Annotated in this window: 25 protein-coding genes; 9 read left to right on the top strand and 16 right to left on the bottom strand. The window is 50.4% G+C overall.

The features are described from left to right. Positions 1–3 precede the first annotated feature (3 nt). A complete protein-coding gene (gene aspA / locus ABLV30_RS07980) occupies positions 4–1,440 on the bottom strand; it encodes an aspartate ammonia-lyase (RefSeq protein WP_004097898.1) in 1,437 nt (478 codons plus the stop codon). A gap of 338 nt (positions 1,441–1,778) precedes the next feature. On the opposite strand from aspA, the gene ABLV30_RS07975 reads away from it, so the two are divergent. Further along, positions 1,779–2,255 (top strand): FxsA family protein, encoded by a 477-nt coding sequence (locus ABLV30_RS07975; protein WP_004097899.1) that lies wholly within the window; start codon positions 1,779–1,781, stop codon positions 2,253–2,255. 19 nt (positions 2,256–2,274) lie between these two features. On the opposite strand, the gene yjeH is transcribed toward ABLV30_RS07975, so the two are convergent. After that, positions 2,275–3,534: an L-methionine/branched-chain amino acid transporter gene (gene yjeH, locus ABLV30_RS07970; protein WP_014227596.1), complete on the bottom strand. Its 1,260-nt coding sequence runs from the start codon at positions 3,532–3,534 to the stop codon at positions 2,275–2,277. A gap of 234 nt (positions 3,535–3,768) precedes the next feature. Here yjeH and ABLV30_RS07965 point away from each other — a divergent pair, with 234 nt between their 5' ends. The 3 genes from ABLV30_RS07965 (at position 3,769) to ABLV30_RS07955 (ending at position 6,239) form a co-directional block, all read left to right on the top strand. After that, positions 3,769–4,062, top strand: a complete 294-nt coding sequence (locus tag ABLV30_RS07965) for a co-chaperone GroES (protein WP_003855929.1) — start codon at positions 3,769–3,771, stop codon at positions 4,060–4,062. A 43-nt stretch (positions 4,063–4,105) separates the two neighbouring features. After that, positions 4,106–5,752 (top strand): chaperonin GroEL, encoded by a 1,647-nt coding sequence (groL, locus tag ABLV30_RS07960; protein ID WP_032747587.1) that lies wholly within the window; start codon positions 4,106–4,108, stop codon positions 5,750–5,752. Positions 5,753–5,885: 133 nt separating this feature from the next. Next, positions 5,886–6,239 carry a DUF4156 domain-containing protein gene (locus ABLV30_RS07955; protein ID WP_004097909.1) on the top strand — a complete coding sequence of 118 codons (354 nt, stop codon included), beginning with the start codon at positions 5,886–5,888 and terminating at the stop codon, positions 6,237–6,239. Positions 6,240–6,286: 47 nt separating this feature from the next. On the opposite strand, the gene yjeJ is transcribed toward ABLV30_RS07955, so the two are convergent. From yjeJ to ABLV30_RS07915, 8 genes are all read right to left on the bottom strand, one after another. Beyond that, on the bottom strand, positions 6,287–7,153 hold the full coding sequence (gene yjeJ, locus ABLV30_RS07950; RefSeq protein ID WP_025107651.1) for a YjeJ family protein: 867 nt from the start codon (positions 7,151–7,153) through the stop codon (positions 6,287–6,289). 22 nt (positions 7,154–7,175) lie between these two features. Continuing rightward, positions 7,176–9,299, bottom strand: a complete 2,124-nt coding sequence (locus tag ABLV30_RS07945) for a peptidase domain-containing ABC transporter (protein ID WP_004097913.1) — start codon at positions 9,297–9,299, stop codon at positions 7,176–7,178. Then, on the bottom strand, positions 9,292–10,578 hold the full coding sequence (locus tag ABLV30_RS07940; protein ID WP_064405839.1) for an HlyD family secretion protein: 1,287 nt from the start codon (positions 10,576–10,578) through the stop codon (positions 9,292–9,294). The genes ABLV30_RS07945 and ABLV30_RS07940 overlap by 8 nt, the downstream gene beginning before the upstream one ends. A gap of 80 nt (positions 10,579–10,658) precedes the next feature. Beyond that, a complete protein-coding gene (locus tag ABLV30_RS07935) occupies positions 10,659–11,021 on the bottom strand; it encodes a hypothetical protein (protein WP_004097919.1) in 363 nt (120 codons plus the stop codon). Positions 11,022–11,469: 448 nt separating this feature from the next. Further along, positions 11,470–12,483 carry a fimbrial protein gene (locus tag ABLV30_RS07930; RefSeq protein WP_348865587.1) on the bottom strand — a complete coding sequence of 338 codons (1,014 nt, stop codon included), beginning with the start codon at positions 12,481–12,483 and terminating at the stop codon, positions 11,470–11,472. Positions 12,484–12,487: 4 nt separating this feature from the next. Next, on the bottom strand, positions 12,488–15,022 hold the full coding sequence (locus ABLV30_RS07925) for a fimbria/pilus outer membrane usher protein (protein ID WP_064405869.1): 2,535 nt from the start codon (positions 15,020–15,022) through the stop codon (positions 12,488–12,490). A gap of 50 nt (positions 15,023–15,072) precedes the next feature. Next, complete coding sequence (locus ABLV30_RS07920) at positions 15,073–15,765, bottom strand: molecular chaperone (RefSeq protein ID WP_219677750.1); 693 nt, start codon at positions 15,763–15,765, stop codon at positions 15,073–15,075. Between the two features lie 57 nt (positions 15,766–15,822). Then, positions 15,823–16,383: a fimbrial protein gene (locus tag ABLV30_RS07915; RefSeq protein WP_004097925.1), complete on the bottom strand. Its 561-nt coding sequence runs from the start codon at positions 16,381–16,383 to the stop codon at positions 15,823–15,825. 481 nt (positions 16,384–16,864) lie between these two features. On the opposite strand from ABLV30_RS07915, the gene ABLV30_RS07910 reads away from it, so the two are divergent. Next, positions 16,865–17,431, top strand: a complete 567-nt coding sequence (locus tag ABLV30_RS07910; RefSeq protein ID WP_004097927.1) for a winged helix-turn-helix domain-containing protein — start codon at positions 16,865–16,867, stop codon at positions 17,429–17,431. Positions 17,432–17,592: 161 nt separating this feature from the next. Here ABLV30_RS07910 and epmB read toward each other — a convergent pair whose 3' ends face one another. Continuing rightward, the gene (gene epmB, locus ABLV30_RS07905) at positions 17,593–18,621 is read right to left on the bottom strand and encodes an EF-P beta-lysylation protein EpmB (RefSeq protein ID WP_025107644.1); all 1,029 of its coding nucleotides are present in this window, start codon (positions 18,619–18,621) and stop codon (positions 17,593–17,595) included. Between the two features lie 42 nt (positions 18,622–18,663). On the opposite strand from epmB, the gene efp reads away from it, so the two are divergent. From efp to sugE, 4 genes are all read left to right on the top strand, one after another. Then, on the top strand, positions 18,664–19,230 hold the full coding sequence (gene efp, locus ABLV30_RS07900) for an elongation factor P (protein ID WP_004097931.1): 567 nt from the start codon (positions 18,664–18,666) through the stop codon (positions 19,228–19,230). Between the two features lie 69 nt (positions 19,231–19,299). Further along, positions 19,300–19,431: an entericidin A/B family lipoprotein gene (locus tag ABLV30_RS07895; protein ID WP_025107643.1), complete on the top strand. Its 132-nt coding sequence runs from the start codon at positions 19,300–19,302 to the stop codon at positions 19,429–19,431. A 162-nt stretch (positions 19,432–19,593) separates the two neighbouring features. Then, the gene (gene ecnB, locus ABLV30_RS07890; protein WP_004097935.1) at positions 19,594–19,740 is read left to right on the top strand and encodes a lipoprotein toxin entericidin B; all 147 of its coding nucleotides are present in this window, start codon (positions 19,594–19,596) and stop codon (positions 19,738–19,740) included. 140 nt (positions 19,741–19,880) lie between these two features. After that, positions 19,881–20,198: a quaternary ammonium compound efflux SMR transporter SugE gene (gene sugE / locus ABLV30_RS07885; RefSeq protein ID WP_014227609.1), complete on the top strand. Its 318-nt coding sequence runs from the start codon at positions 19,881–19,883 to the stop codon at positions 20,196–20,198. Here the strand turns inward: sugE and ABLV30_RS07880 are convergent. From ABLV30_RS07880 to frdA, 5 genes are all read right to left on the bottom strand, one after another. Next, on the bottom strand, positions 20,195–20,725 hold the full coding sequence (locus ABLV30_RS07880) for a lipocalin family protein (protein WP_025107642.1): 531 nt from the start codon (positions 20,723–20,725) through the stop codon (positions 20,195–20,197). The genes sugE and ABLV30_RS07880 overlap by 4 nt on opposite strands. A 140-nt stretch (positions 20,726–20,865) precedes the next feature. Next, entirely contained in the window at positions 20,866–21,225 is a 360-nt protein-coding gene (gene frdD, locus ABLV30_RS07875; protein ID WP_004097938.1) for a fumarate reductase subunit FrdD, read from the bottom strand. A 10-nt stretch (positions 21,226–21,235) separates the two neighbouring features. After that, on the bottom strand, positions 21,236–21,631 hold the full coding sequence (frdC, locus tag ABLV30_RS07870; protein ID WP_004097939.1) for a fumarate reductase subunit FrdC: 396 nt from the start codon (positions 21,629–21,631) through the stop codon (positions 21,236–21,238). A gap of 10 nt (positions 21,632–21,641) precedes the next feature. Further along, a complete protein-coding gene (locus tag ABLV30_RS07865; protein WP_004097940.1) occupies positions 21,642–22,376 on the bottom strand; it encodes a succinate dehydrogenase/fumarate reductase iron-sulfur subunit in 735 nt (244 codons plus the stop codon). Continuing rightward, positions 22,369–24,159 carry a fumarate reductase (quinol) flavoprotein subunit gene (gene frdA, locus ABLV30_RS07860; protein WP_025107641.1) on the bottom strand — a complete coding sequence of 597 codons (1,791 nt, stop codon included), beginning with the start codon at positions 24,157–24,159 and terminating at the stop codon, positions 22,369–22,371. The genes ABLV30_RS07865 and frdA overlap by 8 nt, the downstream gene beginning before the upstream one ends. Positions 24,160–24,335 lie beyond the last annotated feature (176 nt).

Genomic DNA, 24,335 nt, shown 5'->3' with positions numbered 1-24,335 from the left:
AACCTACTGTTCGCTTTCATCGGTATAACGCTTCGCTTTATAGGCCGGATGCATCAGGTTTTGCGCAGAGAAGATATCGTCCAGCTCCGCCGCGGTCAGCAGGCCGCGTTCAAGCACCACATCCCGGACGCTTTTGCCCGTTTCAGCGCAGATTTTGCCGACGATATCGCCATTGTGGTGGCCGATATACGGGTTGAGGTAGGTGACGATGCCAATAGAGTTGTAGACGTAGCTTTCACATACCGCTTTGTTGGCGGTGATGCCGCTGACGCATTTTTCCAGCAGGTTGTAGCAGGCGTTGGTCAGAATATGGATAGATTCAAACATCGCCTGGCCAATCACCGGTTCCATCACATTCAGCTGCAGCTGGCCCGCTTCGGAAGCCATGGTGACGGTGGTGTCGTTACCGATTACTTTGAAGCATACCTGGTTGACGACTTCCGGGACCACCGGGTTAACCTTGGCGGGCATGATGGAAGAGCCCGCCTGCAGTTCAGGCAGGTTGATTTCGTTCAGGCCAGCGCGCGGGCCGGAAGAGAGCAGGCGCAGGTCGTTACAGATTTTGGACAGTTTTACCGCCAGACGCTTCAGAGAGCTGTGGACCATCACGTAGGCGCCGCAGTCGGAGGTCGCTTCGATCAGATCTTCCGCGGGGACAACCGGCAGGTTGCTGACTTCCGCCAGTTTTTGTACCGCCAGCTGCTGATAGCCATCCGGGGTGTTCAGACGGGTGCCGATAGCGGTCGCGCCAAGGTTCACTTCCAGCAGCAGTTCCGCGGTGCGCAGAATGCATTTGGTCTCTTCGTTAAGCAGAACATTAAACGCGTGGAACTCCTGACCGAGGGTCATCGGTACCGCATCCTGTAGCTGAGTCCGGCCCATTTTCAGAATGTCCTGGAACTCTACGGCCTTCTGCTGGAAGCCTTCGCCCAGCTGATTAATCGCATCGATCAGTTTGAGGATGGAGGCGTAGACCGCGATGCGGAAACCGGTCGGGTAGGCATCGTTGGTGGACTGGCATTTGTTAACGTGGTCGTTCGGGTTGAGATACTGATATTCGCCTTTCTGATGGCCCATCAGCTCAAGGCCGATGTTCGCCAGTACTTCATTGGTGTTCATGTTAACGGAAGTGCCCGCGCCGCCCTGGAACACATCGACCGGGAACTGGTCCATGCATTTACCGTTATTCAGGACCTCATCGCAGGCGGCGATAATGGCATTGGCGACGCTTTTGGGGATAGTTTGCAGCTCTTTGTTAGCCTGCGCAGCGGCCTTCTTCACCATCACCATTCCGCGGACAAATTCAGGGATATCGCTGATTTTGTTGTTGCTGATGTAGAAGTTTTCAATCGCTCTCAGAGTATGGACGCCGTAGTAAGCGTCAGCTGGAACTTCCCTGGTACCCAACAGGTCTTCTTCGATACGAATGTTGTTTAACATGTGAACCTTCTCTTTCAAGCTGCCTATGAATTCACCAAATACGCAGAATTAATGGGATCTAGCGCATTTTCTGGCCGCAGATTATTTCCTTAATCGGCCCGGTGCCCACGATCATATGCTGATGATAGCGAATATCAGCCGCCCTGATCACTTATTATGTAGTGAATCTTATAAGAATTATTAATCTGTGAAATGAGTCACCGGTTTTCTAATTTTGAAAAAAATAAGCTTTTTTTACGATTGAAAAGTGACGTTTTGGCCCAACATCTTGCTGATGCGAATAGCACATCTATGACTACGGGCGCCGATGCTGGCGTCTGTTAATGAAGGAGACGCCGGTGCGTTGGATTCCGTTAATTGCCGTTTTTTTATACGTTTACATTGAAATCTCGATCTTTATCCAAGTCGCTCATGTGCTTGGCGTTCTGCTGACGCTGATTCTGGTGATCTTCAGCTCGGTGGTGGGGATATCGCTGGTGAAAAACCAGGGCTTTAAAAACCTCATGCTGATGCAGCAGAAGATGGCGGCGGGGGAGAGCCCGGCCGCAGAGATGATCAAAAGCGTGTCGCTGATTATCGCCGGTTTGCTGTTGCTTCTGCCGGGGTTCTTTACCGATTTCCTGGGGCTGCTGCTGCTGTTACCTCCGGTACAGAAGCATCTGACCTTAAAACTGATGCCGCATCTGCGCTTTAGCCGGATGCCGGGCGGCGGGTTTAGCGCCGGAACGGGCGGCGGCGATACCTTTGAAGGCGAATACCAGCGTAAAGACGACGAACGCGACCGTCTCGATCATAAAGACGATCGCCGCGACTAACATGCATTGCCCGGGCCGGTTACTCCGGCCTGGAATACCCCTCCGCCAGCCTGCGCTTCGGTAAAAACAGCCACAGTACCGCCAGCATGATAAACGCGTAAAGGCTCTTCCAGCCCACCATCGCCAGCAGCAGCAGGCACAGCAGGCTGCCAAACGCCGCTAACGCGCGATAACGTCCCTCAAGCAAACGGCAGCCCGCCAGCATGCACAGCAGATAGATCATAATAAAAATGCCGTTGGCGTAGACGATCAGCGCATCAAGATTGATATTGAGCGCATAAATGCATAACGCGCTAATGACGCAGCAGCCGAGCACCGCGTTCAGCGCGTTGCGCGGAATCTGTCGCGGCGACAGCCGGGCCAGATAGCTCTCGGGTTTGTACTGCGCCTGCGACCAGACCAGGCGAGCAAAACTCTGAATATAGATATTGAGGCTGGCGAAGCAGGCGAGATAGCCGATAACGCAGGCAATCCACAGCGCCTGCACGCCAAACAGGCGCACCACGATATTGGGCAGCGACGCGGCGGCGGCCATCTCCTCGCCAAAGGCATGAAAATGCAGGACCAGCACGGTACAGGCCCAGTAGACGGAACCCGCCAGTAATAAGCCAATCATCAGCGCGCGGGGGAAATCGCGTTCCGGCTGCTTAAACTCAGAGGCCAGGTGTGCAAAAGCCTCCAGCCCGACAAAGCACCAGAACATCACGGAAAGCGCGGAGAAAAGCTGCGAACTATCGATTTCAGCGGGCGCCGGGAAGGGGATCTGCGCGGGATTGATCGCGCCGCGCCACCAGATGGCGACGATCAGGGCGACAATCAGCACGGCAACCAGCGTTTGTAGATTGGCGCTGGAGCTGGCTCCGCGGGAACCGACCCACCAGATAATCGCCAGCGTTCCCAGCTCGGCCAGCAGCAGCTGGCTGTCGTGCCAGCCAAAAAGCGCCTGACCAAAGCCGGTGGCGATGTGCAGGGCCGCGGGTAATCCCACCGGGATCACCGATAAAAAGAGCCAGCCGGTGACGCGCGCCAGACGCGGGCCAAAGGCCATATTCACAAAATGCGCCACGCCGCCGGCGCTGGGAAAGTGGCGGCCCAGCGTCGCAAAGACGATAGCGATGGGAAACACCAGTAAAATCAGCGCCGGCCAGGCCCAGAGGCTGTTATCGCCGGCGACCAGCGCGGCCAGTGCCGGAACGGCGAAGACCCCGGTTCCCAGTAATGACGTGGAGAGTAATCCCACGCCTTGAGCCAGCCCTAACTCCTGTTTTAAACCACTCATGATTCAACCTTGCGCCCGGCAAAAAAAGGATGGTATCACAATCGCTTTTGCTTATGACGTCAGGCGAGGACGGCAAATTTATGTGCGTCCGAGCACGAGGACAAATTTTTTTTTGCGTTTCCCCTTGAAGCGGTAAAACCCCATCCCCATCTCTCAGGGCACTAGCCGGAAAACCGTGTGCGGACCGGCGTCATCCATAACTGATAATGACTTTCTCAAAGGAGAGCTATCAAAATGAGTATTCGTCCGTTACATGATCGTGTGATCGTCAAACGTAAAGAAGTTGAAACGAAGTCTGCTGGCGGCATCGTTCTGACCGGTTCTGCGGCAGCAAAATCAACTCGTGGCGAAATCATCGCTGTCGGTAAGGGCCGCATCCTGGAAAACGGAACCGTGCAGCCTCTGGACGTTAAAGTTGGTGACATCGTCATTTTCAACGATGGCTATGGCGTGAAGTCCGAGAAGATCGACAATGAAGAAGTGTTGATCATGTCCGAAAGCGACATTCTGGCAATTGTTGAAGCGTAATCCGCGAACGACACTGAACATACGAATTTAAGGGAAAGATAAAATGGCAGCTAAAGACGTAAAATTCGGTAACGACGCTCGTGTGAAAATGCTGCGCGGCGTAAACGTACTGGCAGACGCAGTTAAAGTAACCCTGGGCCCGAAAGGCCGTAATGTGGTTCTGGACAAATCCTTCGGTGCGCCAACCATCACTAAAGACGGCGTTTCCGTAGCGCGTGAAATCGAGCTGGAAGACAAGTTCGAAAACATGGGCGCGCAGATGGTGAAAGAAGTTGCCTCTAAAGCGAACGACGCTGCAGGCGACGGTACCACCACCGCAACCGTACTGGCTCAGGCTATCATCGCTGAAGGCCTGAAAGCCGTTGCTGCGGGTATGAACCCGATGGATCTGAAACGTGGTATCGACAAAGCTGTCGTTGCCGCCGTTGAAGAACTGAAAACGCTGTCCGTACCGTGCTCTGACTCTAAAGCCATTGCTCAGGTAGGTACCATCTCCGCTAACTCCGACGAAACCGTAGGTAAACTGATCGCGGAAGCGATGGACAAAGTCGGTAAAGAAGGCGTTATCACCGTTGAGGACGGTACCGGTCTGGAAGACGAACTGGACGTGGTTGAAGGTATGCAGTTTGACCGCGGCTACCTGTCCCCGTACTTCATCAACAAGCCGGAAACCGGTGCTGTTGAACTGGAAAGCCCGTTCATCCTGCTGGCTGACAAAAAAATCTCCAACATCCGCGAAATGCTGCCGGTTCTGGAAGCCGTGGCGAAAGCTGGCAAACCGCTGGTTATCATCGCTGAAGACGTAGAAGGCGAAGCGCTGGCGACCCTGGTGGTGAACACCATGCGCGGCATCGTTAAAGTGGCTGCGGTTAAAGCTCCGGGCTTCGGCGACCGTCGTAAAGCTATGCTGCAGGACATCGCAACCCTGACCGGCGGTACCGTTATCTCTGAAGAGATCGGTATGGAGCTGGAAAAAGCGACTCTGGAAGACCTGGGTCAGGCGAAACGCGTTGTTATCAACAAAGACACCACCACCATCATCGATGGCGTGGGTGAAGAAGCTGCGATTCAGGGCCGCGTTACTCAGATCCGTAAGCAGATCGAAGAAGCGACTTCTGACTACGACCGTGAAAAACTGCAGGAGCGCGTTGCGAAACTGGCAGGCGGCGTTGCGGTAATCAAAGTTGGCGCAGCGACCGAAGTTGAAATGAAAGAGAAGAAAGCCCGCGTTGACGATGCCCTGCACGCGACCCGTGCTGCGGTTGAAGAAGGCGTGGTTGCCGGTGGTGGCGTAGCGCTGGTTCGCGTTGCGGCTAAACTGGCTGGCCTGACCGCTCAGAACGAAGATCAGAACGTCGGTATCAAAGTTGCGCTGCGCGCAATGGAAGCTCCGCTGCGTCAGATCGTATCCAACGCCGGTGAAGAGCCGTCAGTTGTTGCTAACAACGTGAAAGCCGGTGAGGGTAACTACGGTTACAACGCCGCAACTGAAGAATACGGCAACATGATCGACTTCGGTATCCTGGACCCAACCAAAGTGACGCGTTCTGCTCTGCAGTACGCAGCATCCGTTGCTGGTCTGATGATCACCACCGAGTGCATGGTTACTGACCTGCCGAAAAGCGACGCGCCTGACTTAGGTGCTGCTGGCGGTATGGGTGGCATGGGCGGTATGGGCGGCATGATGTAATCGTGCGCTATACCCCTTAGAAATAAAGAACCCTCGGGCAGAAATGCTCGGGGGTTTTTCTTTTTGTCGTCTTTTTAGTATAAGGTTGTACATCCGGGCCAGTGCGTCCAGCTCATTGATCGTGGGGAATAACATGCAGGTAAAATATTTAGCAGGGATTGTCGGCGCAGCATTGTTGTTAGCAGGTTGCAGCTCCAGCAACGAATTGACCTCTGGTGGCCAGAACGTACGCTTTGTTGAGGATAAACCGGGTTCCGAATGCCAGCTGTTAGGCACTGCGACCGGTACGCAGAGCAACTGGCTGTCCGGGCAGAATGGTGATGAAGGCGGCTCTATGCGCGGTGCGGCAAACGCTCTGCGTAACCATGCGGCAGAAATGGGAGGCAACGTGATTTACGGCGTCAGCAGCCCGACGCAGAATCTGTTGTCCAGCTTTGTCCCGACAGATAGCCAAATGAACGGCCAGGTTTATAAGTGCCCGAATTGATTTAACAGGTGCCTCTCTTGAGCCAATAGAGGCACCTGGCATATTTTTTAGCGCGCGTTGATTTTGGCCTGTGTCGCCATGTAGAACGCATGTAAAGGCCGCAGGCACTCCTCCAGCGACAGCATTCTTCCCGGCTGAGAAGGAATAATTTGGCTAAAAATCTGGCAGGGCTGATGCTTTGCGTGCACTTCTTTCAGTTTTGGGCTCTTCTCAATTAAGCGCATCACTACGCTATTCTCCTGCTCTGACGGATGGGCGGCGTTGGTTTTAATCACCGCGCCGGAGATGATTTTTCGGCCTGCTTCCGTATCACAGCAGTACAGCACGCCCAGATAATGGGAAAACAGATTGAGCTTCCACTCATCCTGGATGTACTGTTGATAATCAACATTCTTGTTATTCGTTAAATCCAGGGCATATAGCATCAGGCTTTCCAGTGATGACGTTAAATTTTTAATCAGTTCGTTATCACCGGCGTTTTTAAGAGATTGCTGAACTCCAACCAGCAGCGCTTCAACCTGCATATCATCAATGCGCAGCGTAGCAATTTGCTCGTTTTGCAGCACAAGAATGAGCGTTGACCAGGTATCTCCTGGTTTTAACGTAATCGATATGACTCGCCTTTCCGAATTGGGCTGCTGGACTTCCGGCATATCTATAACCGGGGTGTTTTCTATGAGCTGCTCATTAAAAGCGACCAGTTCACTCTTATAACTTTCACCTTCAGCGTTTAAGCGCTGTAATACGATGGCCATCCTGTGTTGTAAAACTAACAGGAGGTCGGTAAGCGCCTGGGCTTGAAGATAGTAAGACTGGCAAAGTTGATTACTCAGCTTTACTTTGAGCATTAAAGCTAAAAATTTGTCTTCATATTTAATTGATGCGGTATTAAAACCAATAAACGTGCCTTGCATTCGGATCTCCTTTTCCTGAGGGTTACGCTGGTGCCAGCGTGCGTAGCTGTGATAAATCAATGATGCGATCGGCCGAGGCAATGGTGGATGGCCGATGGGCGACGATGATTCGGGTAATGCTTAGCCCAGAGATAGACTGGTTAATCACCGACTCGTTTTTAAGATCGAGATGACTGGTGGCTTCATCCATAAACAGAATGCTGGGTTTTCGATAGAGGGCGCGAGCGATTAAGAGCCGCTGTTTTTGCCCGCCAGAGATGCCTAAACCGAGCTCGCCGACAATGGTTTCGTACCCCATCGGCATTTTCATGATTTCATCATGGATATTACATCTGCGTGCGCATTCAACGATAAAGTCCATATCGGCGTTATCTTCAAAGCCGCTGATATTATCGATCAGGGAACCCGAAAAGAGTCTGTCTTCCTGCAGAACGCAGGCCGTTCCATGACGGAAGTTGTTAATGCCGATTTTCTGAATATCGAGGTTATCCGCTATCACATCGCCGCTGGTTGGGGACAGCAGGCCGCACATGACTTTCAGTAGCGTGGTTTTACCGACGCCGGAAGGGCCGACCAGCGCGATGGATTCGCCCGGTTCAACGGTAATATTTAAATTAGAAAAAATAGGCTGCGAGAACGGATCGTACTGGTAGCTGAGATTCTTCACTTCCAGTTTAACGCCCGTGTTTTCTGCAAAAACGCGTCGTGAAGGCAGTTCTTTTTCCGGCTCGCTAAAGACGATCTCTGAAAGACGCTCATTATGTAACGACAGCATACGCAGCTGCATAATCAGATCGATCAAACTTGAGGCGCGCTGCGAGAACTGACCGCGATAGGCATTAAAGGCCATAAACATGCCAAGGGTCATATTGTTATCAATAACCATAATTGCCCCCAGCCAGAGAACCGCAACCTGGTCGATAGAAGTAATAAAGGTATTAATACCGCCAAACATCATATCGAACCGAGTCTGTTTGATGCCGGCATTACAGGCGTCGATGTTGATATTTAACCAGTGCTGCGAACGGCGTTCTTTTAAGTTCAACGCCTTAATGGTTGAAATACCGTAGAGCGACTCCATAAAGTGCGAGCTGGAACGGGCGCCCTTGATAACCTGCTCTTCGGCAACGCGGCGGTAGAAGCTGTAGGTCGCAAAACGCATGATGACGTAGCATAAAGTAAAGCCCACCACGACCCAAACCAGCCAGCCGCCATAAAGCGTTAGCATAATCAGCAGGCCAACGGTCATAATCGAATCGATAATGCCGGTAACAATGCTATTGGTGAAGGTTGAGCGGATAGTATCCAGCGAGGAGAAACGAGACTGAATATCGCCCAGATGGCGCTTCTCAAAAAAGGATAACGGCAGGCTCGCCAGATGATCGAACAGCGTTGTCTTCCACTGAATATTGGTCAGCGTATTTAACGTTAATGAGATCCAGGCCCGCAGCATACTAATAAATGTACGGAAGAGCGTGAAGAAAACCAGGCCAATACAGATAACCGAAAGCAGGCTCTGATCGTGCGCCATGATAACGTGGTCGGTTACCAGCTGCGTGCCGATGGGTAACAACAGACCGATAGCCTCAACCACTACCGAAAAGGCAAAGATCTTGAGCAGGACGGATTTCAGCCCAACAATATTACGCATCAGGTCCAGCAGGCGTAGACGAGATTTCGCCTGTTCCTGCTGAAAGTTTTGGTCCGGCCATAGCTCCAGCGCAACGCCGGTAAAGTTATTGGACATTTCCTGGATGCCAATAACCCGTTTACCCAGCGCCGGGTCGTGAACAATAAAGCTGCTTTTACGCACTTTAGTGAGCACCACGTAATGATTCAAACCCCAGTGGATGACGCAGGGCAGCTTTAGCTGCTTGATTTCATCCAGGTCGAGGGATAGCGCGCGGCTTTTCAACCCGGCATGTTCCGCCGTTTTGCTCAACGACATGAGCGTAACGCCCTGAGAAGGACTGCCGTAGCGATGGCGGAAGTTGAACAGGTCGATATTGAGCCCGTAGAAGCCGCAAACCATCGCCAGACAGGCGATACCGCATTCGGCAGCCTCCGACTGTAATATCACCGGCGTTTTATGGCGGAGCGAAAAATTTAGCTTATCGGTAATCGTTTTAAACAGTTCTTTATGCATCGATCGGGCCACTCACGCTTTGCGTCATCTTATAGAAAGGGGTAAACATCCACATATAAAGCGGACGCTCTTCAAGAAAAACTACCGCCTGAGCCTTCAGGCCGTTAGAGAGCGTGAGCGTTTTTCCGTTGTAGTTAAAAGTCTTGTCTTTAATTTTTATAATGGCTTTATAGAGCGCCAACTCCTGCTGGCTAGTGCCGTTATTAACGTTGGTATATTCAGCCATCTCCTGGCGTGATGCTGGAACCGAGGAGATAGAAATAACCTTTCCTGGAAATTGCCCAAATTTATCCGCAGGAAAAGCATCATAGCGAATATTAATCGTGTCGCCTGGCTTCACATAAGGGATAGTATTATTGGGTAACCATAGGATGAGATAATACTCAATATCCCCTGTGGGTTTGATCTGTGCGAGGCTGCTGCCGTTCTCAACCATCTGCCCCTTAGTCACGGCCAGCGACTCAATCTTTCCATTGGTCGTTGCTTTAATAATGAGATTACCATTCGCGTTGGATTCTACCAGCTGATTTTTGTAATCATTGATTTGATTGTGCTGGCTGGAGATCTGATTATCAAAGTCTGCTGCTTTGGTTATTTTATCGCTATTGGTTTGCGTGAGCTGAGATTCCAGCTGCATTTTTTGGGTAACCAGGGATTGATAGGCGCTTTGCTGTTGAAAATATAAAGAATGCTGATAGTTATACTGGTCTTTAGTGATCAGACCATCCTTGAGGTATTTATCATAGCTGGATAAGTTGGTATGCATTTTGTTTAAGCCTACCTGAGTCGTCGCCAGCATGCGATTAGTTTCAGCCAGTGAGGCGCTGGTAGTTTTAAGCTGTTTATCAAGGGCGGTTAATGTTTCAGCTTTATTGCGCGTCAGTTTGCTTATAATATCTTCCGCATTAGCAATTTTTTCATTAATCACTTCAATTTGGGCTGCGCTCACATTCCCATTAATGGTATTACGCGAAACGTCAAGCTCATAAAGCGGTTGGCCTTTGTTTACGATATCACCCACTTTTACGTGCTGATTAACAACAAAACCTTGCTGTGGTGCGAAGACGTTCACGGAGTGGGGGAGCGTAATGACTTCGCCACGCACATCAATGCGCTGAGTGAAGGTACAAAATATGAGAGATAATACAAGAGCAATAAGAAAAAGTGATGCTAACAAGGTAACCAACCATGCCGGGATGCCTGCTAACAATAATGCTTTCCCTTTCCAGTGAATTTTTTTGTACTCAATCGCTTCCTTGCGATAGATATTTTTTAACATTGTTATCAGCTTTGAGATAGAGAATTAAGATAAAAGAAGGCTCGTCAGAGCCTTCATAAAGTTATGGTCTGAAAACTTTCTTACCAGTAGGCTAGCGTACCATCAACAAATCCATCAAACATCTCGATACATTTATCGAGAGTGATATCCCAGCCAACCATGGCACCAGCAATAGCGCCACCAACGCCGCCAACGCACAGACCGTAAATCATCCCCACCGCCTGGCCAATTGACCCGATACCTAAAATGCCGCCACCGTTACCGCCGAAGATGCCGCCCATAGCAGAACCGGCAAGTGCGCCTGCAGTGGCACCTAAAATGGATGCCCCGATAGCTTCTGCGCTATTAAAAACAATACTGGTTAAGGCGCCAGTTATCGATGAGAAGTCCCAGGAGTAGCCACCAGAAATCTCTTCCATTTCAAATACAGTGAGTTGTTTCATTATATATTCCTTTAATATATGAGTGCTTTAAGAAAACAACAACAAGTCAAAATCTATTTTGACATTTTTAGAAAATGAAATACACGAAGGTGCAAGGTGGTATTTCGAGGCTGATTCTAATATGTGACTGTTATTTTTCAATGTCCGTGTTGATGATTGATTAGTGAATTTTTAGCGGTTCATGTATCAGCTTTAGTGAATTAATATTGATGGCGTGATTGTGTGTGAGGGAACGGATTGATAACGACAGGCATTTTAACCGCCACACTTCAGGCTGCCTGAGCGTTGGCTGAGCGCGCTCAGCCCAGCCACTTAATGCAGTAAACTGCCAAGTATTCTCTCGCTCACCACTCGAATAATTTTGGATTTATAACGTTTTTGCTTTTATTCATCATTAAGTCTATGTAAAACTTGCTGGTATATGCTTATATCCTTGCTCACAGGGGAATTATTCCTCCTGCAGGATGACCTCTAAATCTGTTTTTATCTCCCCAGTGATGCCTGCAGAGACATTTTTAGCGATTTTAAAATAGTCAGCAGTGAGCGTTAAATCCTGACTCTTAGTACTGACGAAGGGGTAGGCACTCAGATCGTTAAATTTTATCGCAGAACCATTTTTTTTAAGAATGATACCTATGTTTTGAGCGCCGTCTGGTAATGAATTTAGTAATAGTCCATTTACGCTTGTTGATGCTACAGATATAGGGCTAAACCAGTAAACATATTTTTTATTGATTTCTGAATCCGGGCAGTTAATATCGAGGGTGATATTTTTGGACTTGCCTGCGGCACTACCGACAGCTACGGAATTTAAATCTGAAATATCAATGGTTGATAGTTTTACGATACCTCCATTGCGCGGCGAGATTTCGCAGGTAGTTTCCTTAAAAGTAATGTTAGTCAAATCCACATTGATTCTGAATAATTCAGCGGTATTCGATGCACCCGTGTTGGTCTGATTTGGCGGGTCAGCCATAAAATAAACCGCCGTTTTGTTTCCCTTTTGTTTCGTTATGGGGCCGGTTTTCACTAACCAGACCATGACCTGTCCAGACGCTTTAGAAAAATAATGATTGCTGGCTATTTCTGGCTGATCTATTTCTGCAGGGGAAAAATAGTTAACTGATGGTAAGGTAATATCAGAAATCTGAAACCCAATACCGGGGATACCTGTCTCATAAACTATTTTTCCACCAATTTTAGTAATATTAGATGGGCTTACGACAGGTACGGTTCTGACGACATAGACATCGCTGGAACTACACGATGAAAATGTTTTGGGATTTACACTTCCACGTCTTGCCGACGCTAATATGCTACCGTTAGGTAATGTGGAATCCGCGATGACAGAACCGTTAAAACTAACGGTAATCGCACCGCCACCCGTTTTACTATATGAGCAGGTAGCCACCGCCTGTAAGCTTATGCTGAGTAAACTAATAATAAAAAAAAGACATTTCATAGTATTACTTTCCCTGTTGGTGGCAAACCGCAGTCGTCTGCGCGATGCCTTCGATTTCCCTGGCCAGACTATAAGCCGCTTTACACTGCTGGCCAGTCTTTGAACCCCACTGGGCATAGACTTCACCGTTATCTTTTAGACCGGACATGTAGACCATCCCACCATCAGACACGATACTGGCCTGGGCATTTTTATCGGTAGTTGACGTTACCGTTGCGCCATACGGCACGTTTTCGCCTGATGCTCTCTTAAGGATAAGGAATGCGCGGCGGCCAATATTACCCGCGAAGTTCGCCCGTACCACGGCTGCACGGGTAGGCACGACTTTTTGCGTCGTATTTGGCAATTCCATATTATTCCCCAGAGTCGTGCTATCTAAGGTTACGTTGGTCCGATGGTATGGCGTAACGTACGGAATAATCGCGTAGCCGCGGGAGTCCGTTTCGATAGTCGCGTCGTTTTCCAGGCGTACATTTTTCAGCCCGGGTGCTTTAACCAGTACGGCGGTTTCAGACATTTCCTGACCCAGGGTAATACCGTCGGCATGCATTAATACGCCGCCGCTCAGACCATAGTTAATCAACTGGCTATGTTTGGCATAACTATAGCCGGCGTTAACTGAACCCGTTGAACCACGATAGTTGCCGTAGACGCCGCCGCTGGCATCCTCCCGATTGCTGTAGCCCTGCTGTACGTTCCAGTCGAGGTTATGATTTTCCAGCGCCACCCCGCTCAGAGAAACATACTGATCGGTCGAGCCCGGGCTGCTGTTGGTGACGTTGTAGGTCGCATAAGCATTAGGCAACCACTCGCTTAAAGGAATAGAGATATTAAATGAAACGACATGGTCATCCTCTACATAACGGCCGGAGCCACTATTTCCCCAGCTGTAGCGGCTATAGCTATAGCCGGCATAATAGTTAAAGCGGCGGAACCCGCCGTTGTAACCAATATTCAGCGAGTTATTGTGGCGCTTGCTGTCCCAGTAATCCTCGAATATACCGGATACAGAAAGGCTACCTAACCCGGCCCCCAGGCTTTGGCTGACGGTAATATTGGTTCTGTTACGCAGAGAGCGTGGAGTATAGCCGCCGTATCTGTTGCTATAGGTGTTCATCACATCGCTTAGCGTATTGTACCCGGAGGTCGAATAGCGGTAGCCGGCTACGGTAATATTGGTGCCGGTCTCAAGAATATTTTTACCATAGCGGATACGCCAGGATTGGCCGGACGTTTTATCTTCATCTTTCTTGTGGGACCAGGCTGTCGTGACGTCTGCGGAAACCGCGCCAATATCGCCAAGGTTTTGCCCGACTCCGAAAGCGAGCGCCTGATAGTTGGATGCCGCCTGCAAACCGGTATAGAAAGTGGTGTTGCTTAAGACACCGTAGCCGATCGTAGCCTGCGTAAACGGTTTTTCATCTATATTGCCGTCATATGGGCGATATTTACCGCTCGTGATCTCATACTCCATCTGGCCTTCTCTGAGCATTAATGGCAGAGAGGCGTAAGGCACGACGAAGTTCTGTTGGGAACCATCGGACTCCTCGACGGTGACGTAAAGGTCACCGTTGCCGCCGGTCGAGTAGAGATCGGTGATTTCGAAAGCGCCCGGAGCGACAAAGGCCTGGTAGATTTGATAGCCATTCTGTTTAATGACGATGCGAGCGTTGGTCCTGGCAATACCACGAACAACAGGCGCGAAGCCGCGCAGGCTTTCAGGAATCATGTCCGTATCGGTTGCCAGCTGAATCCCCGTGAAGGGCACGCTGTCAAAAATGCTGGAGAGAGAGGTGCTTTCACCCATGACTAAGGTGCTTTTCAACGACACAATGCTTCGCTGCGCATAGAGATAGACGGAATCCCAGTCACTCTTCGTGCCTGCTGATTTATTCCAGGTACTAAGGTTGCGCAGGCGCCACGGCCCAATGTTCAGGCCGGATTGTAGGTTAAGATTGTAATACTCATTGTCCGCTTCATAGTCTTTGCCCGAACTAAACTGATAGTTGGTCAGCAAGGCGTTAATACCGTCATCAAACTCATCGGGAGAAACAAATCCCTGAGCTATCGTCGACAGGGCTGCCTGCGGTATGGATATCAGCAGCTGTTGAGTATTAAAGTTAAAATCGGTGGTGAAATCCGGGATGATGCTCGTATCAGCACAGCCGTTAGCATCCTCTTTTAATGTTGGAAATGCATCTGAACGTAAACCATAGGTGGTTAATTTAGCAATGCTTAAACATGGCGCGAGTTTTAAGGCATCAGTCGCCGGATCTTTTTTGTCAACAAAGCGAATATCGGCCGTTTCTTGCAGACTATTATTTAAAATAACGTCAATGCGGTACACCCCTGGCGCCTGTGCATCCCTGGTTGAATACAGGGAAAGGTCCGGTATTGAGGATGGATCGCCCTGATTTACTGATTTTATAAAAGCGGGATCAAAAAAATCACGTGCCAGGGCATTAGCGCTTAAACCGAGAGCGAGCGCCGGAACGAGAACGAAAAATGTGTGGTAGGTTCCGGATAGCGCCCCTCCCATCTTTTTTATTGAAATAGACATACTTTTCACCCTGGCCAATGAAAAAGAATTTAAATCGATGAGGTGTTAGCTGGGCCCGAGCCCCCATTATCCGTAGCTACCTTCCATACGATCTCTGAACCATTTATACCTGCAGGCAAAGTAAATTCTTTGCTGGAAAAAGCATCAATGTTATTAACTGAACTAGTAATATCCCTGCCGTTTATTGTTATTGTTTTAAAATAAATAAAGAATGGGGTCGGGTTTTTTAACGTTATTTTATTACCGGACTTACGCCACTGCAGATTTTTGGCCTCAGTAGTAATATTCATATCCTGAATAGCGCGTGGACGATAGATGAGGCGCATTCTGTGGCGAACGGCGAGCTGCAGCTTGTTTTTATCGGCTTCACTATCGCTGGTTGGCGGGATAGACATAACGTTAAAGAAGTAGACGGTTTCACGATCCTGCGGTGCTTTGGATATATACGCATTAGGAAAAACACGCACCGTATTCGTTTGCTTTCCCTCCAGACGGAAAAGCGGAGGCGTCACCATAAAAAAGCTGTCTTTCGTTCCTTCAGGTGCTTCTACCCAGGATTTAATAAGATATGGCGTATCATCTTTATTTTCAATGTTTGCGCTGATTTCTCGCGCGCCTTCTTTATAAAGATGACGGGTTGAATCCACCACGACTCCGCTGTGGGCTACAAAGCTGATGGTAATAAAAGAAAGTGTAGTTATCCTTAATAATGACTTCAGCATAATTCATTCCCTGAATATAAGAATGGGGTTTACCTCAGGTAAACCCCGGCATGCTTATTAGTAGCTAATAGTAAAGGTTGCTACACCCTTAACTGCACCATCGGTAACGCCATTTGCGGTTTTAACGTATGCGGCTTTATAACGCAGATAAGAAGGCGTACCCGCAGTATATGCAATAACCTTAGGCGTAGTGCCGGTGAAGCTTACGCGGGTTCCATCGGTATTAACCACGGTAACCGCAGCGTTAGTCGCCGGGCTGGCCGCGGAGTTGGTCAGCACGTCATCCTGGCCGCTGATATAGTCGCCTGTTACGGTGACGTTGATATTGCCACTAAAGTCTTTAGCGCCTTTCTGGCAGTCTTCGATTTTGTACTCAATATCTTTTGCTGTAGACATATACGGTGCGTTGACAGCCAGGGCCTCCAGCACGGATGCTTTTACATCATCCAGCGTTAAAGATCCGCCTGAAATCATCGCGGACGGCGTTACGTTACAGGATTCGCCGGTGTCGGTTACGTTGCCCAGAATAGTCAGATTAGAACTGTTTCCTGCCGCAAAAGCCTGGGCACTCAGAACTGCTGAAGCAGCGACCATTACAGCTAAAATTGTTTTTTTCATTTATTTAATCCATATAGAGATACTAAAGTCCTGAATAGCGTCATGGCGTGGATGTTAATTAGTATGAATAGTAATAACTAGCATTCCGCTATGCTGCCTGAGCGCTATCGTTATCTTTCTCCTGCCGCCACTATTGTACAAATCAGCGCGTATTGTGCCGGAGCGGTAACAAATCTAAGTGCAGGATAGATAAAATGCATGTGAATTCTGCTTGAATTTAAAGCTTGTTTATTGAAGGTTGCAAATTCACAAGTAGACTTCGTAGATAATAACGAGCGTATCTGGAACGTATAGTTGTAAATCAGTCTTCCCTTTGGTTCAAATATCATGATAATATTATCTTTGCTCTGGGAGGAGCGGGAATTTATCCTTGAAATTATCTAATCTGGCAGGCTAAAAGGGATGTGTTGTGTTTGCTAAAGGTGAATTTGAATTTAATTCATCTTTGTTTCATATGGAATGGTGAGAGAGGATTGGGATTATGATATTCAATGAATATATCATTAATAATGAAGTTATTTTTAATGTAAATATGAATGAGCTACAGCCTGTAGGAGAGAATGGGGACAGCGTGACCCTCAATGTGCCAACGGCACGCTGCCTGCAACTTTTGCTCGAAAGCAACGGGAAGATTATATCCAGGGAGGAGTTTCTGGATATAGTGTGGAAAAATAGAGGGATTGTTGTTTCTCAGAATACTTTCTATCAGAACATTTCCTTGCTAAGAAAATCATTACTGAAAGCAGGATTATCGCAAGATATTATTGTCACAGTAAGGCAGCGGGGATTTGTTCTCGCCGCAGGATCAAATATCGCGTCATTCTTCCGAACGGACGAAAAGGAGCCAGAAAACCCTGAAAATGTGCAGATCACCGCGAGCACATCTTCGCCTCCGGTTGAGAACAATGTGACTCATAATTTAGCCATTCAGGAAGATGCGCAAAAAAGTTTCAATGACAATAAAGCAACAGAGTTCAAATTACCCAAGTGGATTTTACCCCTGCTATTGGTTATGACCGCAGCAAACATTCTTTCTCTTTTCTTGTAGCTTTAATGAATGGGTCTACAGCTTGCTTTTATATTTGCTTTTACTTTCTTTCAGAAAGGATAACGACTGGTTTTACGAAAATGATTAAGCAGTAGTATTTATATACCAGTGAGTAATAGCAAATAGGCAGTCTGCCAGGCTATGCCCGGCAGACGGATTGACTATTGCTGCTTTAACCCCAAGTCGAGGGGCGTCTTGCTGGGTTCCCCGCCGATTTCCCGCGCAAGTTTTGGTACTAAATAGCCGGACACCAGCGTCAGCAATTCGCGCACGATCGCTCTGGCCTCTTCGTCACTGACCATAAAATGCGCCGCTCCCTGCACTTTGTCTAACACGTGCAGATAATAAGGCATGACGCCGGCGTCGAATAGCGCGTTGCTCAGGTCGGCAAGCGTGTTGGCGTTATCATTTACGCCGCGCAGCAGCACGCTTTGATTCAATAAGGTCACGCCAGCCATACGCATTTTTTTCATGGACGCACGAAACGCCGCATCAATCTCGTTGGCGTGGTTAACGTGGTTTACCAGCAGTACCTGTAACGATGATGCAGCAATACGGGCAACCAGCGTATCAGTTATACGCGCAGGAATCACAATGGGCAGCCGGCTGTGAATACGCAGGCGCTTGATGTGCGGAATAGATTCCAGCTGCGTCAATAGCCAGTCGAGTTCATGATCCTTGGCCATAAGCGGATCGCCGCCGGAAAAAATGATCTCATCCAGCTGGGGATGTGCCGAAATGTACTCCAGGGCCTGCTGCCAGTTACGCTTATTGCCCTGGTTTTCAGCATAGGGGAAGTGACGACGGAAGCAATAACGACAATTTACCGCGCAGCCGCCTTTCACCAGCAGTAGCGCACGGTTGCTGTATTTATGCAGCAGACCGGGTACAACGCTATGCTGTTCTTCCAGCGGATCGGTAGAGAATCCTGGGGCATTAATAAACTCTTCCTGGGAGGTAAGTACCTGACGTAGAAGAGGATCGTTGGGATTGCCTGGCTCCATACGGGCAATAAACGCCCGCGGAACACGCAGTGCGAACAGGCGCTTAGCATCACGTCCTGCCAATAGATTCGCATCTGCGTCTACATTTAAAAGATGCAGCAGTTCATCAGGACTGGTCACAACATCGGCAAGTTGCGTTAACCAATCTTCTCTGGATGGGGTATTTAGGGTTACAATATGCGCCATTTTGTGGCTTAGCTACCAATTAACAAAATTTCAGAGGGCCTTATGGCGACTTACTATAGCAACGATTTTCGTGCCGGTCTTAAAATCATGATGGACGGCGAACCTTATGCCGTTGAAGCCAGTGAATTCGTTAAACCCGGCAAAGGCCAGGCTTTCGCGCGCGTTAAGCTGCGCCGCCTGTTGACCGGTACTCGCGTTGAGAAAACCTTCAAGTCTACCGATTCTGCTGAAGGTGCGGACGTTGTCGATATGAACCTGACTTACCTGTATAACGACGGTGAGTTCTGGCACTTTATGAACAACTCTACCTTCGAACAGCTGGCCGCTGATGCTAAAGCCGTTGGCGATAACGCTAAGTGGCTGCTGGATCAGGCTGAATGCATCGTGACCCTGTGGAACGGTCAGCCTATTTCCGTCACCCCGCCAAACTTTGTTGAGCTGGAAATAGTTGAAACCGATCCAGGCCTGAAAGGCGATACTGCGGGTACCGGCGGCAAGCCTGCAACGCTGTCCACTGGCGCAGTGGTTAAAGTTCCTCTGTTCGTACAGATTGGCGAAGTCATCAAAGTCGATACTCGTTCTGGCGAATACGTCTCCCGCGTGAAGTAATTCAGGCGGCGAAAGAGTTGGCGCAGCGCCATGCTGCGCCTCTACAGGTTGAAACCGCAGGCAAGGAAGATGAGTCCTACACTGAAACTGTTGCTACTGTTATTGCTGAGCGGTTCTCTGCTTGCCGGGTGCAATACGGCTCGCGGCGTGGGCGAGGATATCCAGAGCCTGGGTCATGCTATTTCTCACGCGGTCAGCTAATCTTATTTCATCAGGCAATTCTTATTCATATACTCACGCTCTATCTGATTCACTTTCTTCACTTCTTTTTCTCTTAAAAATCGTCTCGCTTCCCTCATCCTGGACCAGTTTGTCTATGCTTATAGAGCACGATAACTAAAACTGGTTAATAAGGATGACATTATGGTAAAAAAAGCGATTGCAGCGTTCTTTACGGTTTTGGCACTTTCCTCTGTACTGACCGCATGTAACACCACGCGCGGTGTAGGTCAGGATATTTCAGAAGGCGGTAGCGCGATTTCGGGCGCCGCGACCAAAGCTCAGCAATAGACCATGGCGGTACGGCCGTTGGTCGTACCGTTCTTCCTCACCGTTGCCACGTCGTGTATAATTCCTGCGGAATATCATCTACCTTACGGGACGGCCTGTAAGCGTTTCACATCTGGGGACGGCCCCATCAAAGGAGCCATATGTCCTGGTTTATTCTGTTTATCGCGGGTCTGCTGGAAGTCGTCTGGGCTGTCGGCCTGAAATATACCCATGGGTTTAGCCGCCTGGTGCCAAGCGTGATAACGATTGCCGCCATGGTCATCAGCATGGCGCTGTTGTCGTGGGCGATGAAAACGCTACCCGTGGGGACGGCTTACGCCGTTTGGACCGGAATTGGCGCGGTCGGCGCAGCCGTGACGGGGATTATCCTGCTAGGCGAATCCGCCAGCCCGATGCGCATTGCCAGCCTGGCGTGTATTGTGATTGGTATCATTGGCCTGAAAATGAGCGCGCATTAATACTGCTGATTGACCCACAGCAGTTTGCTGACGTCGAATCCCTGCCGGGTAGCGATATCCAGCATCTGCTGCTTCACTTCTGGCGGGATTTTCGGCGCTCGCGCCAGTAGCCAGAGATAATCCCGGTCAGGTCCGCAAACCAGCGCGTAGCGATAATCCTTGTCCAGCGCAATCACGTTATAGCCGCCATAGAAGGGGCCGAAAAACGACACTTTCAGCGCGGCTCGCGTGGGCTCCCCGGTAAAGTAAGCCACGCCGTCGGTTTTCTGCCACATCCCCCGGTCGGGGTTGTATCCCTTATTGACCACGTCCAGCCCACCATCGTCGCGCAGGCTATAGGTTGCGGTAACTTTTTCTAAACCGCTCTCAAAATGGTGATCGAAGCGGGCAATCTCATACCAGGTGCCAAGATAGCGTTGAGGGTTGAACGGACTGACCACGGTTACGCCAGAAGGTGGCGTCGGCGCGCTGCAGGCTACAAGCAGAAATGAAGCGGCAACAACCGCAATAACGGGTAGCAGACGCATAATGTTTTCCTTGCCAGTTTTAAGCTAAGTGTAGATTCAGGCAGGAAAAATGCGGCAGAATTTTCTTGAGAAGCGAGCCCGGTAACATAATGCTACCGGGCTTATCGCCGAGGAGGTAAAAGCGGCCTCCGGCGAGCGCTTTAGATGAACAATATGCCGACCAGAGTGACGACGGTCAGAATCGCCGCGAGGCCGTAGAAGACCCACTTACCGTTGGGTACGTGAATTTTCAAATCATGCATCGCATGGTGAATACGGTGAAGTCCACACCATAGCGGCAGCACAATCATCAGGAAAATGAATGCGCGGCCAATAAAGCTATGGGCGAAAGCCAGCACGCGTTCGTAGCTGAAGGCGTCCGCGGGCGCCAGTCCGAGCGGCAGCATAATACCCACCAGCAGCACGATAACGGGGGCGACAATCGCTCCCCACATGCCGCCAGCGCCAAACAGCCCCCAGAATACCGGTTCATCAGAACGTTTTGGTTTGGGATTAATCATTCCAGCCTCCTTACCAGAACAGCGCGACAAACAGGATCACCACGGTGACGACCGCAGTGACGACCCAAAGCCCCTTAATAACCGGCTCTGGCCCCATTTTCTCGCCTTTAAGGATAATATTGGCAGCTTTCGGTGCCAGCTCAAACCAGGTTTTGGTATGCAGCAGCGCGGCTGCAAGCGTGATCAGGTTCAGGATCACGACAATCGGATTTTGCAGAAAACCGATATACCCGGCCCAGCTCTCCGCGCCGTGCTTCAGTGCGAACAATCCGTAAATCAGCACGATGCTGAACCAGACCGTGGGTACCGCTGTTCCCTCACGCAGCATATAGAAGCGATAAAACGGCAGCTTTTTCCACCAGGTGGACGGCATCGGCCGCACGTAGGGTTTGCGTTTAGTCGTCATACTGCACTCCTTAGCGTGGTTTCAGGGTGGCGATAAGAAAGTCTTTCGAGCTTTCTACCTTGCCCTGCTGGATCGCGGCCGCCGGGTCGACGTGTTTCGGGCAGACTTCGGAGCAGTAGCCCACGAAAGTACATGTCCAGACGCCATTCTGGCCGTTAAGCTGCGCCATACGTTCCTTTTTACCGTGGTCGCGGCTGTCTTCGTTATAGCGATGGGCGAGGGTGATCGCCGCCGGGCCGATAAACTCCGGATTAAGACCAAACTGCGGGCAGGCCGCGTAGCACAGGCCGCAGTTAATGCAGCCGGAGAACTGGTGGTACTTGGCCATTTGCGCCGGGGTCTGGGTGTTAGGCCCCTGATCGGGCGTGCGCGGGTTGCCAATGATGTACGGCTTAATCGCTTCCAGGCTTTCAATAAAGTGGGTCATATCGACCACCAGATCGCGCTCAATCGGGAAGTTAGCCAGCGCCTCGACTTTAATGCCTTTGGTGTATTCGCGCAGGAAGGTTTTGCAGGCCAGTTTTGGCACCTTGTTCACCATCATGCCGCAGGAACCGCAAATCGCCATGCGGCAGGACCAGCGGTAGCTGAGGTCCGGCGCGAGGTTGTCTTTGATATAGCCCAGCGCATCAAGCAGCGAGGTTTGCTCATCATAGGGAACTTCATAGAAAGCGCTGTGCGGTGCGATGTCCACTTCCGGGTTGTAGCGCACCACTTCGACTTTCATGTTTTTCATCTCAGCCATTCGTCGTCTCCTTCTTCTCGGCTGCTTCCGCTTCCGCACCGTACACGCGTTTTGCCGGCGGCAGAGTGGTGATTTTCACATCACTGTACTCCAGACTGGTGTGGCCATCGGCATCGCGGAAGGCGAGGGTATGCTTGAGGAAGTTGACGTCGTCGCGCTCGGTGCAGCCTTCATCCAGGCGCTGATGCGCGCCGCGGGACTCTTTACGCGCGAGGGCGGAATGCGCCATACATTCGGCGACGTTCAGACCATGGCCCAGTTCGATGGTGTACAGCAGGTCGGTATTGAACACGCTGGACGTGTCGGTGATCCGCACGCGCTTGAAGCGCTCCTGCAGCTCGGCGAGCTTATCGACCGTTTTCTGCATGAGCTCCGGCGTACGGTAGATGCCGCAGCCTTCTTCCATCGACAGACCCATTTCGTCGCGAATCTTCGCCCAGTTCTCGTTACCTTCCTGATTAACCAGATCTTTCAGGCGCTTCTCGATATCGACGACCTGCGCGTCCAGCGCGGCGCTATTGGCTTCGCCCGCTTCGGTTGCGCGCTGCATGGCCTGCTCACCGGCCAGACGACCAAAGACCACCAGCTCCGCCAGGGAGTTGGAGCCAAGGCGGTTGGCGCCGTGCAGACCCACAGAAGAACACTCGCCAACGGCAAACAGCCCTTTGATACGGGTTTCACACTGCTGGTCGGTTTCGATCCCGCCCATGGTGTAGTGTGCGGTTGGACGCACCGGAATCGGCTCTTTTACCGGATCGACGCCAACGTAGGCTTTCGAGAGTTCACAGATAAACGGCAGACGTTCAAGCAGCTTTTTCTCACCCAAATGGCGCAGATCGAGATAGACCACATCGCCTCGCGGCGTAGGGATCGTGTTGCCCTTGCGCCATTCGTGCCAGAAAGCCTGGGAGACTTTATCGCGCGGACCCAGCTCCATATATTTATTTTTCGGTTCGCCCAGCGGGGTTTCCGGACCCATGCCGTAATCCTGCAGGTAGCGGTAGCCGTTCTTGTTGACCAGAATACCGCCTTCGCCGCGGCAGCCTTCCGTCATCAGAATACCGGAGCCCGGCAGGCCGGTGGGGTGATACTGCACGAACTCCATATCGCGCAGCGGTACGCCGTGGCTGAGCGCCATACCCATCCCGTCGCCGGTGACGATACCGCCGTTGGTATTGTAGCGATACACGCGTCCAGCGCCGCCGGTAGCCAGAACTACCGCGTTGGCGCGGATCTGCACCAGCGTACCTTCCATCATATTCATCGCGACCAGACCGCGAGCCTGCCCATCATCGACCAGAATATCCAGAACAAAATGTTCGTCGAAGCGTTGGATTTGCGGGAATTGAAGCGAGGTCTGGAACAGGGTGTGCAGCATATGAAAGCCGGTTTTATCGGCAGCGAACCAGGTTCGTTCGATCTTCATACCGCCGAATCGCCGGACGTTGACGCTGCCGTCCGGGCGGCGGCTCCACGGGCATCCCCACTGTTCGAGCTGGGTCATTTCCGTCGGGCAGTGATGAACGAAGTAGTCAACGACGTCCTGCTCACATAGCCAGTCGCCGCCGGCAACGGTGTCGTGAAAATGGTACTCGAAGCTATCATGATCCTGCGCGACGGCAGCGGAACCCCCTTCAGCAGCAACGGTATGGCTGCGCATAGGATAGACTTTTGAAATTAGAGCGATTTTTGCATTTGGATTAGCTTGCGCGGCGGCTATTGCGGCGCGAAGACCTGCTCCGCCTGCGCCTATTACGGCAAGATCGGCTTGAAAAGTTTGCACGACATTCCTCCAGTTTTTGTTTATTTCGCCGCCGGGCTGGCGAAAACGTATCACTGCTCCTTTATAGGTAAGGAGTATAGCCGTAGGGTTATGAGGGAAAATTGACGTGTTCGATTTTTTTATCGTTCTGTGCGGTCGTTTATCTCATTGCTTTATGTTTTTGGGTTATCAATAAA

This window comes from Klebsiella sp. CN_Kp113 (assembly GCF_040064585.1).
Lineage (GTDB): Bacteria > Pseudomonadota > Gammaproteobacteria > Enterobacterales > Enterobacteriaceae > Klebsiella > Klebsiella michiganensis.
Note: the sequence above shows the minus strand (reverse complement) of the source record. Positions and strands in the feature narration are given on the sequence as shown.

Bases quoted from the DNA above. Each gene is read 5' to 3' on its own strand.
- frdD (WP_004097938.1), bottom strand. From the start codon at position 21,225: ATGATTAATCCCAAACCAAAACGTTCTGATGAACCGGTATTCTGGGGG.
- aspA (WP_004097898.1), bottom strand. From the start codon at position 1,440: ATGTTAAACAACATTCGTATCGAAGAAGACCTGTTGGGTACCAGGGAA.
- ABLV30_RS07955 (WP_004097909.1), top strand. From the start codon at position 5,886: ATGCAGGTAAAATATTTAGCAGGGATTGTCGGCGCAGCATTGTTGTTA.
- ABLV30_RS07965 (WP_003855929.1), top strand. From the start codon at position 3,769: ATGAGTATTCGTCCGTTACATGATCGTGTGATCGTCAAACGTAAAGAA.
- yjeJ (WP_025107651.1), bottom strand. From the start codon at position 7,153: ATGCAAGGCACGTTTATTGGTTTTAATACCGCATCAATTAAATATGAA.
- yjeH (WP_014227596.1), bottom strand. From the start codon at position 3,534: ATGAGTGGTTTAAAACAGGAGTTAGGGCTGGCTCAAGGCGTGGGATTA.
- ABLV30_RS07910 (WP_004097927.1), top strand. From the start codon at position 16,865: ATGATATTCAATGAATATATCATTAATAATGAAGTTATTTTTAATGTA.
- ABLV30_RS07925 (WP_064405869.1), bottom strand. From the start codon at position 15,022: ATGGGAGGGGCGCTATCCGGAACCTACCACACATTTTTCGTTCTCGTT.
- epmB (WP_025107644.1), bottom strand. From the start codon at position 18,621: ATGGCGCATATTGTAACCCTAAATACCCCATCCAGAGAAGATTGGTTA.
- ecnB (WP_004097935.1), top strand. From the start codon at position 19,594: ATGGTAAAAAAAGCGATTGCAGCGTTCTTTACGGTTTTGGCACTTTCC.
- ABLV30_RS07865 (WP_004097940.1), bottom strand. From the start codon at position 22,376: ATGGCTGAGATGAAAAACATGAAAGTCGAAGTGGTGCGCTACAACCCG.
- ABLV30_RS07940 (WP_064405839.1), bottom strand. From the start codon at position 10,578: ATGTTAAAAAATATCTATCGCAAGGAAGCGATTGAGTACAAAAAAATT.
- ABLV30_RS07945 (WP_004097913.1), bottom strand. From the start codon at position 9,299: ATGCATAAAGAACTGTTTAAAACGATTACCGATAAGCTAAATTTTTCG.
- ABLV30_RS07935 (WP_004097919.1), bottom strand. From the start codon at position 11,021: ATGAAACAACTCACTGTATTTGAAATGGAAGAGATTTCTGGTGGCTAC.
- efp (WP_004097931.1), top strand. From the start codon at position 18,664: ATGGCGACTTACTATAGCAACGATTTTCGTGCCGGTCTTAAAATCATG.
- ABLV30_RS07895 (WP_025107643.1), top strand. From the start codon at position 19,300: ATGAGTCCTACACTGAAACTGTTGCTACTGTTATTGCTGAGCGGTTCT.
- sugE (WP_014227609.1), top strand. From the start codon at position 19,881: ATGTCCTGGTTTATTCTGTTTATCGCGGGTCTGCTGGAAGTCGTCTGG.
- ABLV30_RS07880 (WP_025107642.1), bottom strand. From the start codon at position 20,725: ATGCGTCTGCTACCCGTTATTGCGGTTGTTGCCGCTTCATTTCTGCTT.
- ABLV30_RS07915 (WP_004097925.1), bottom strand. From the start codon at position 16,383: ATGAAAAAAACAATTTTAGCTGTAATGGTCGCTGCTTCAGCAGTTCTG.
- ABLV30_RS07930 (WP_348865587.1), bottom strand. From the start codon at position 12,483: ATGAAATGTCTTTTTTTTATTATTAGTTTACTCAGCATAAGCTTACAG.
- frdC (WP_004097939.1), bottom strand. From the start codon at position 21,631: ATGACGACTAAACGCAAACCCTACGTGCGGCCGATGCCGTCCACCTGG.
- groL (WP_032747587.1), top strand. From the start codon at position 4,106: ATGGCAGCTAAAGACGTAAAATTCGGTAACGACGCTCGTGTGAAAATG.
- ABLV30_RS07920 (WP_219677750.1), bottom strand. From the start codon at position 15,765: ATGCTGAAGTCATTATTAAGGATAACTACACTTTCTTTTATTACCATC.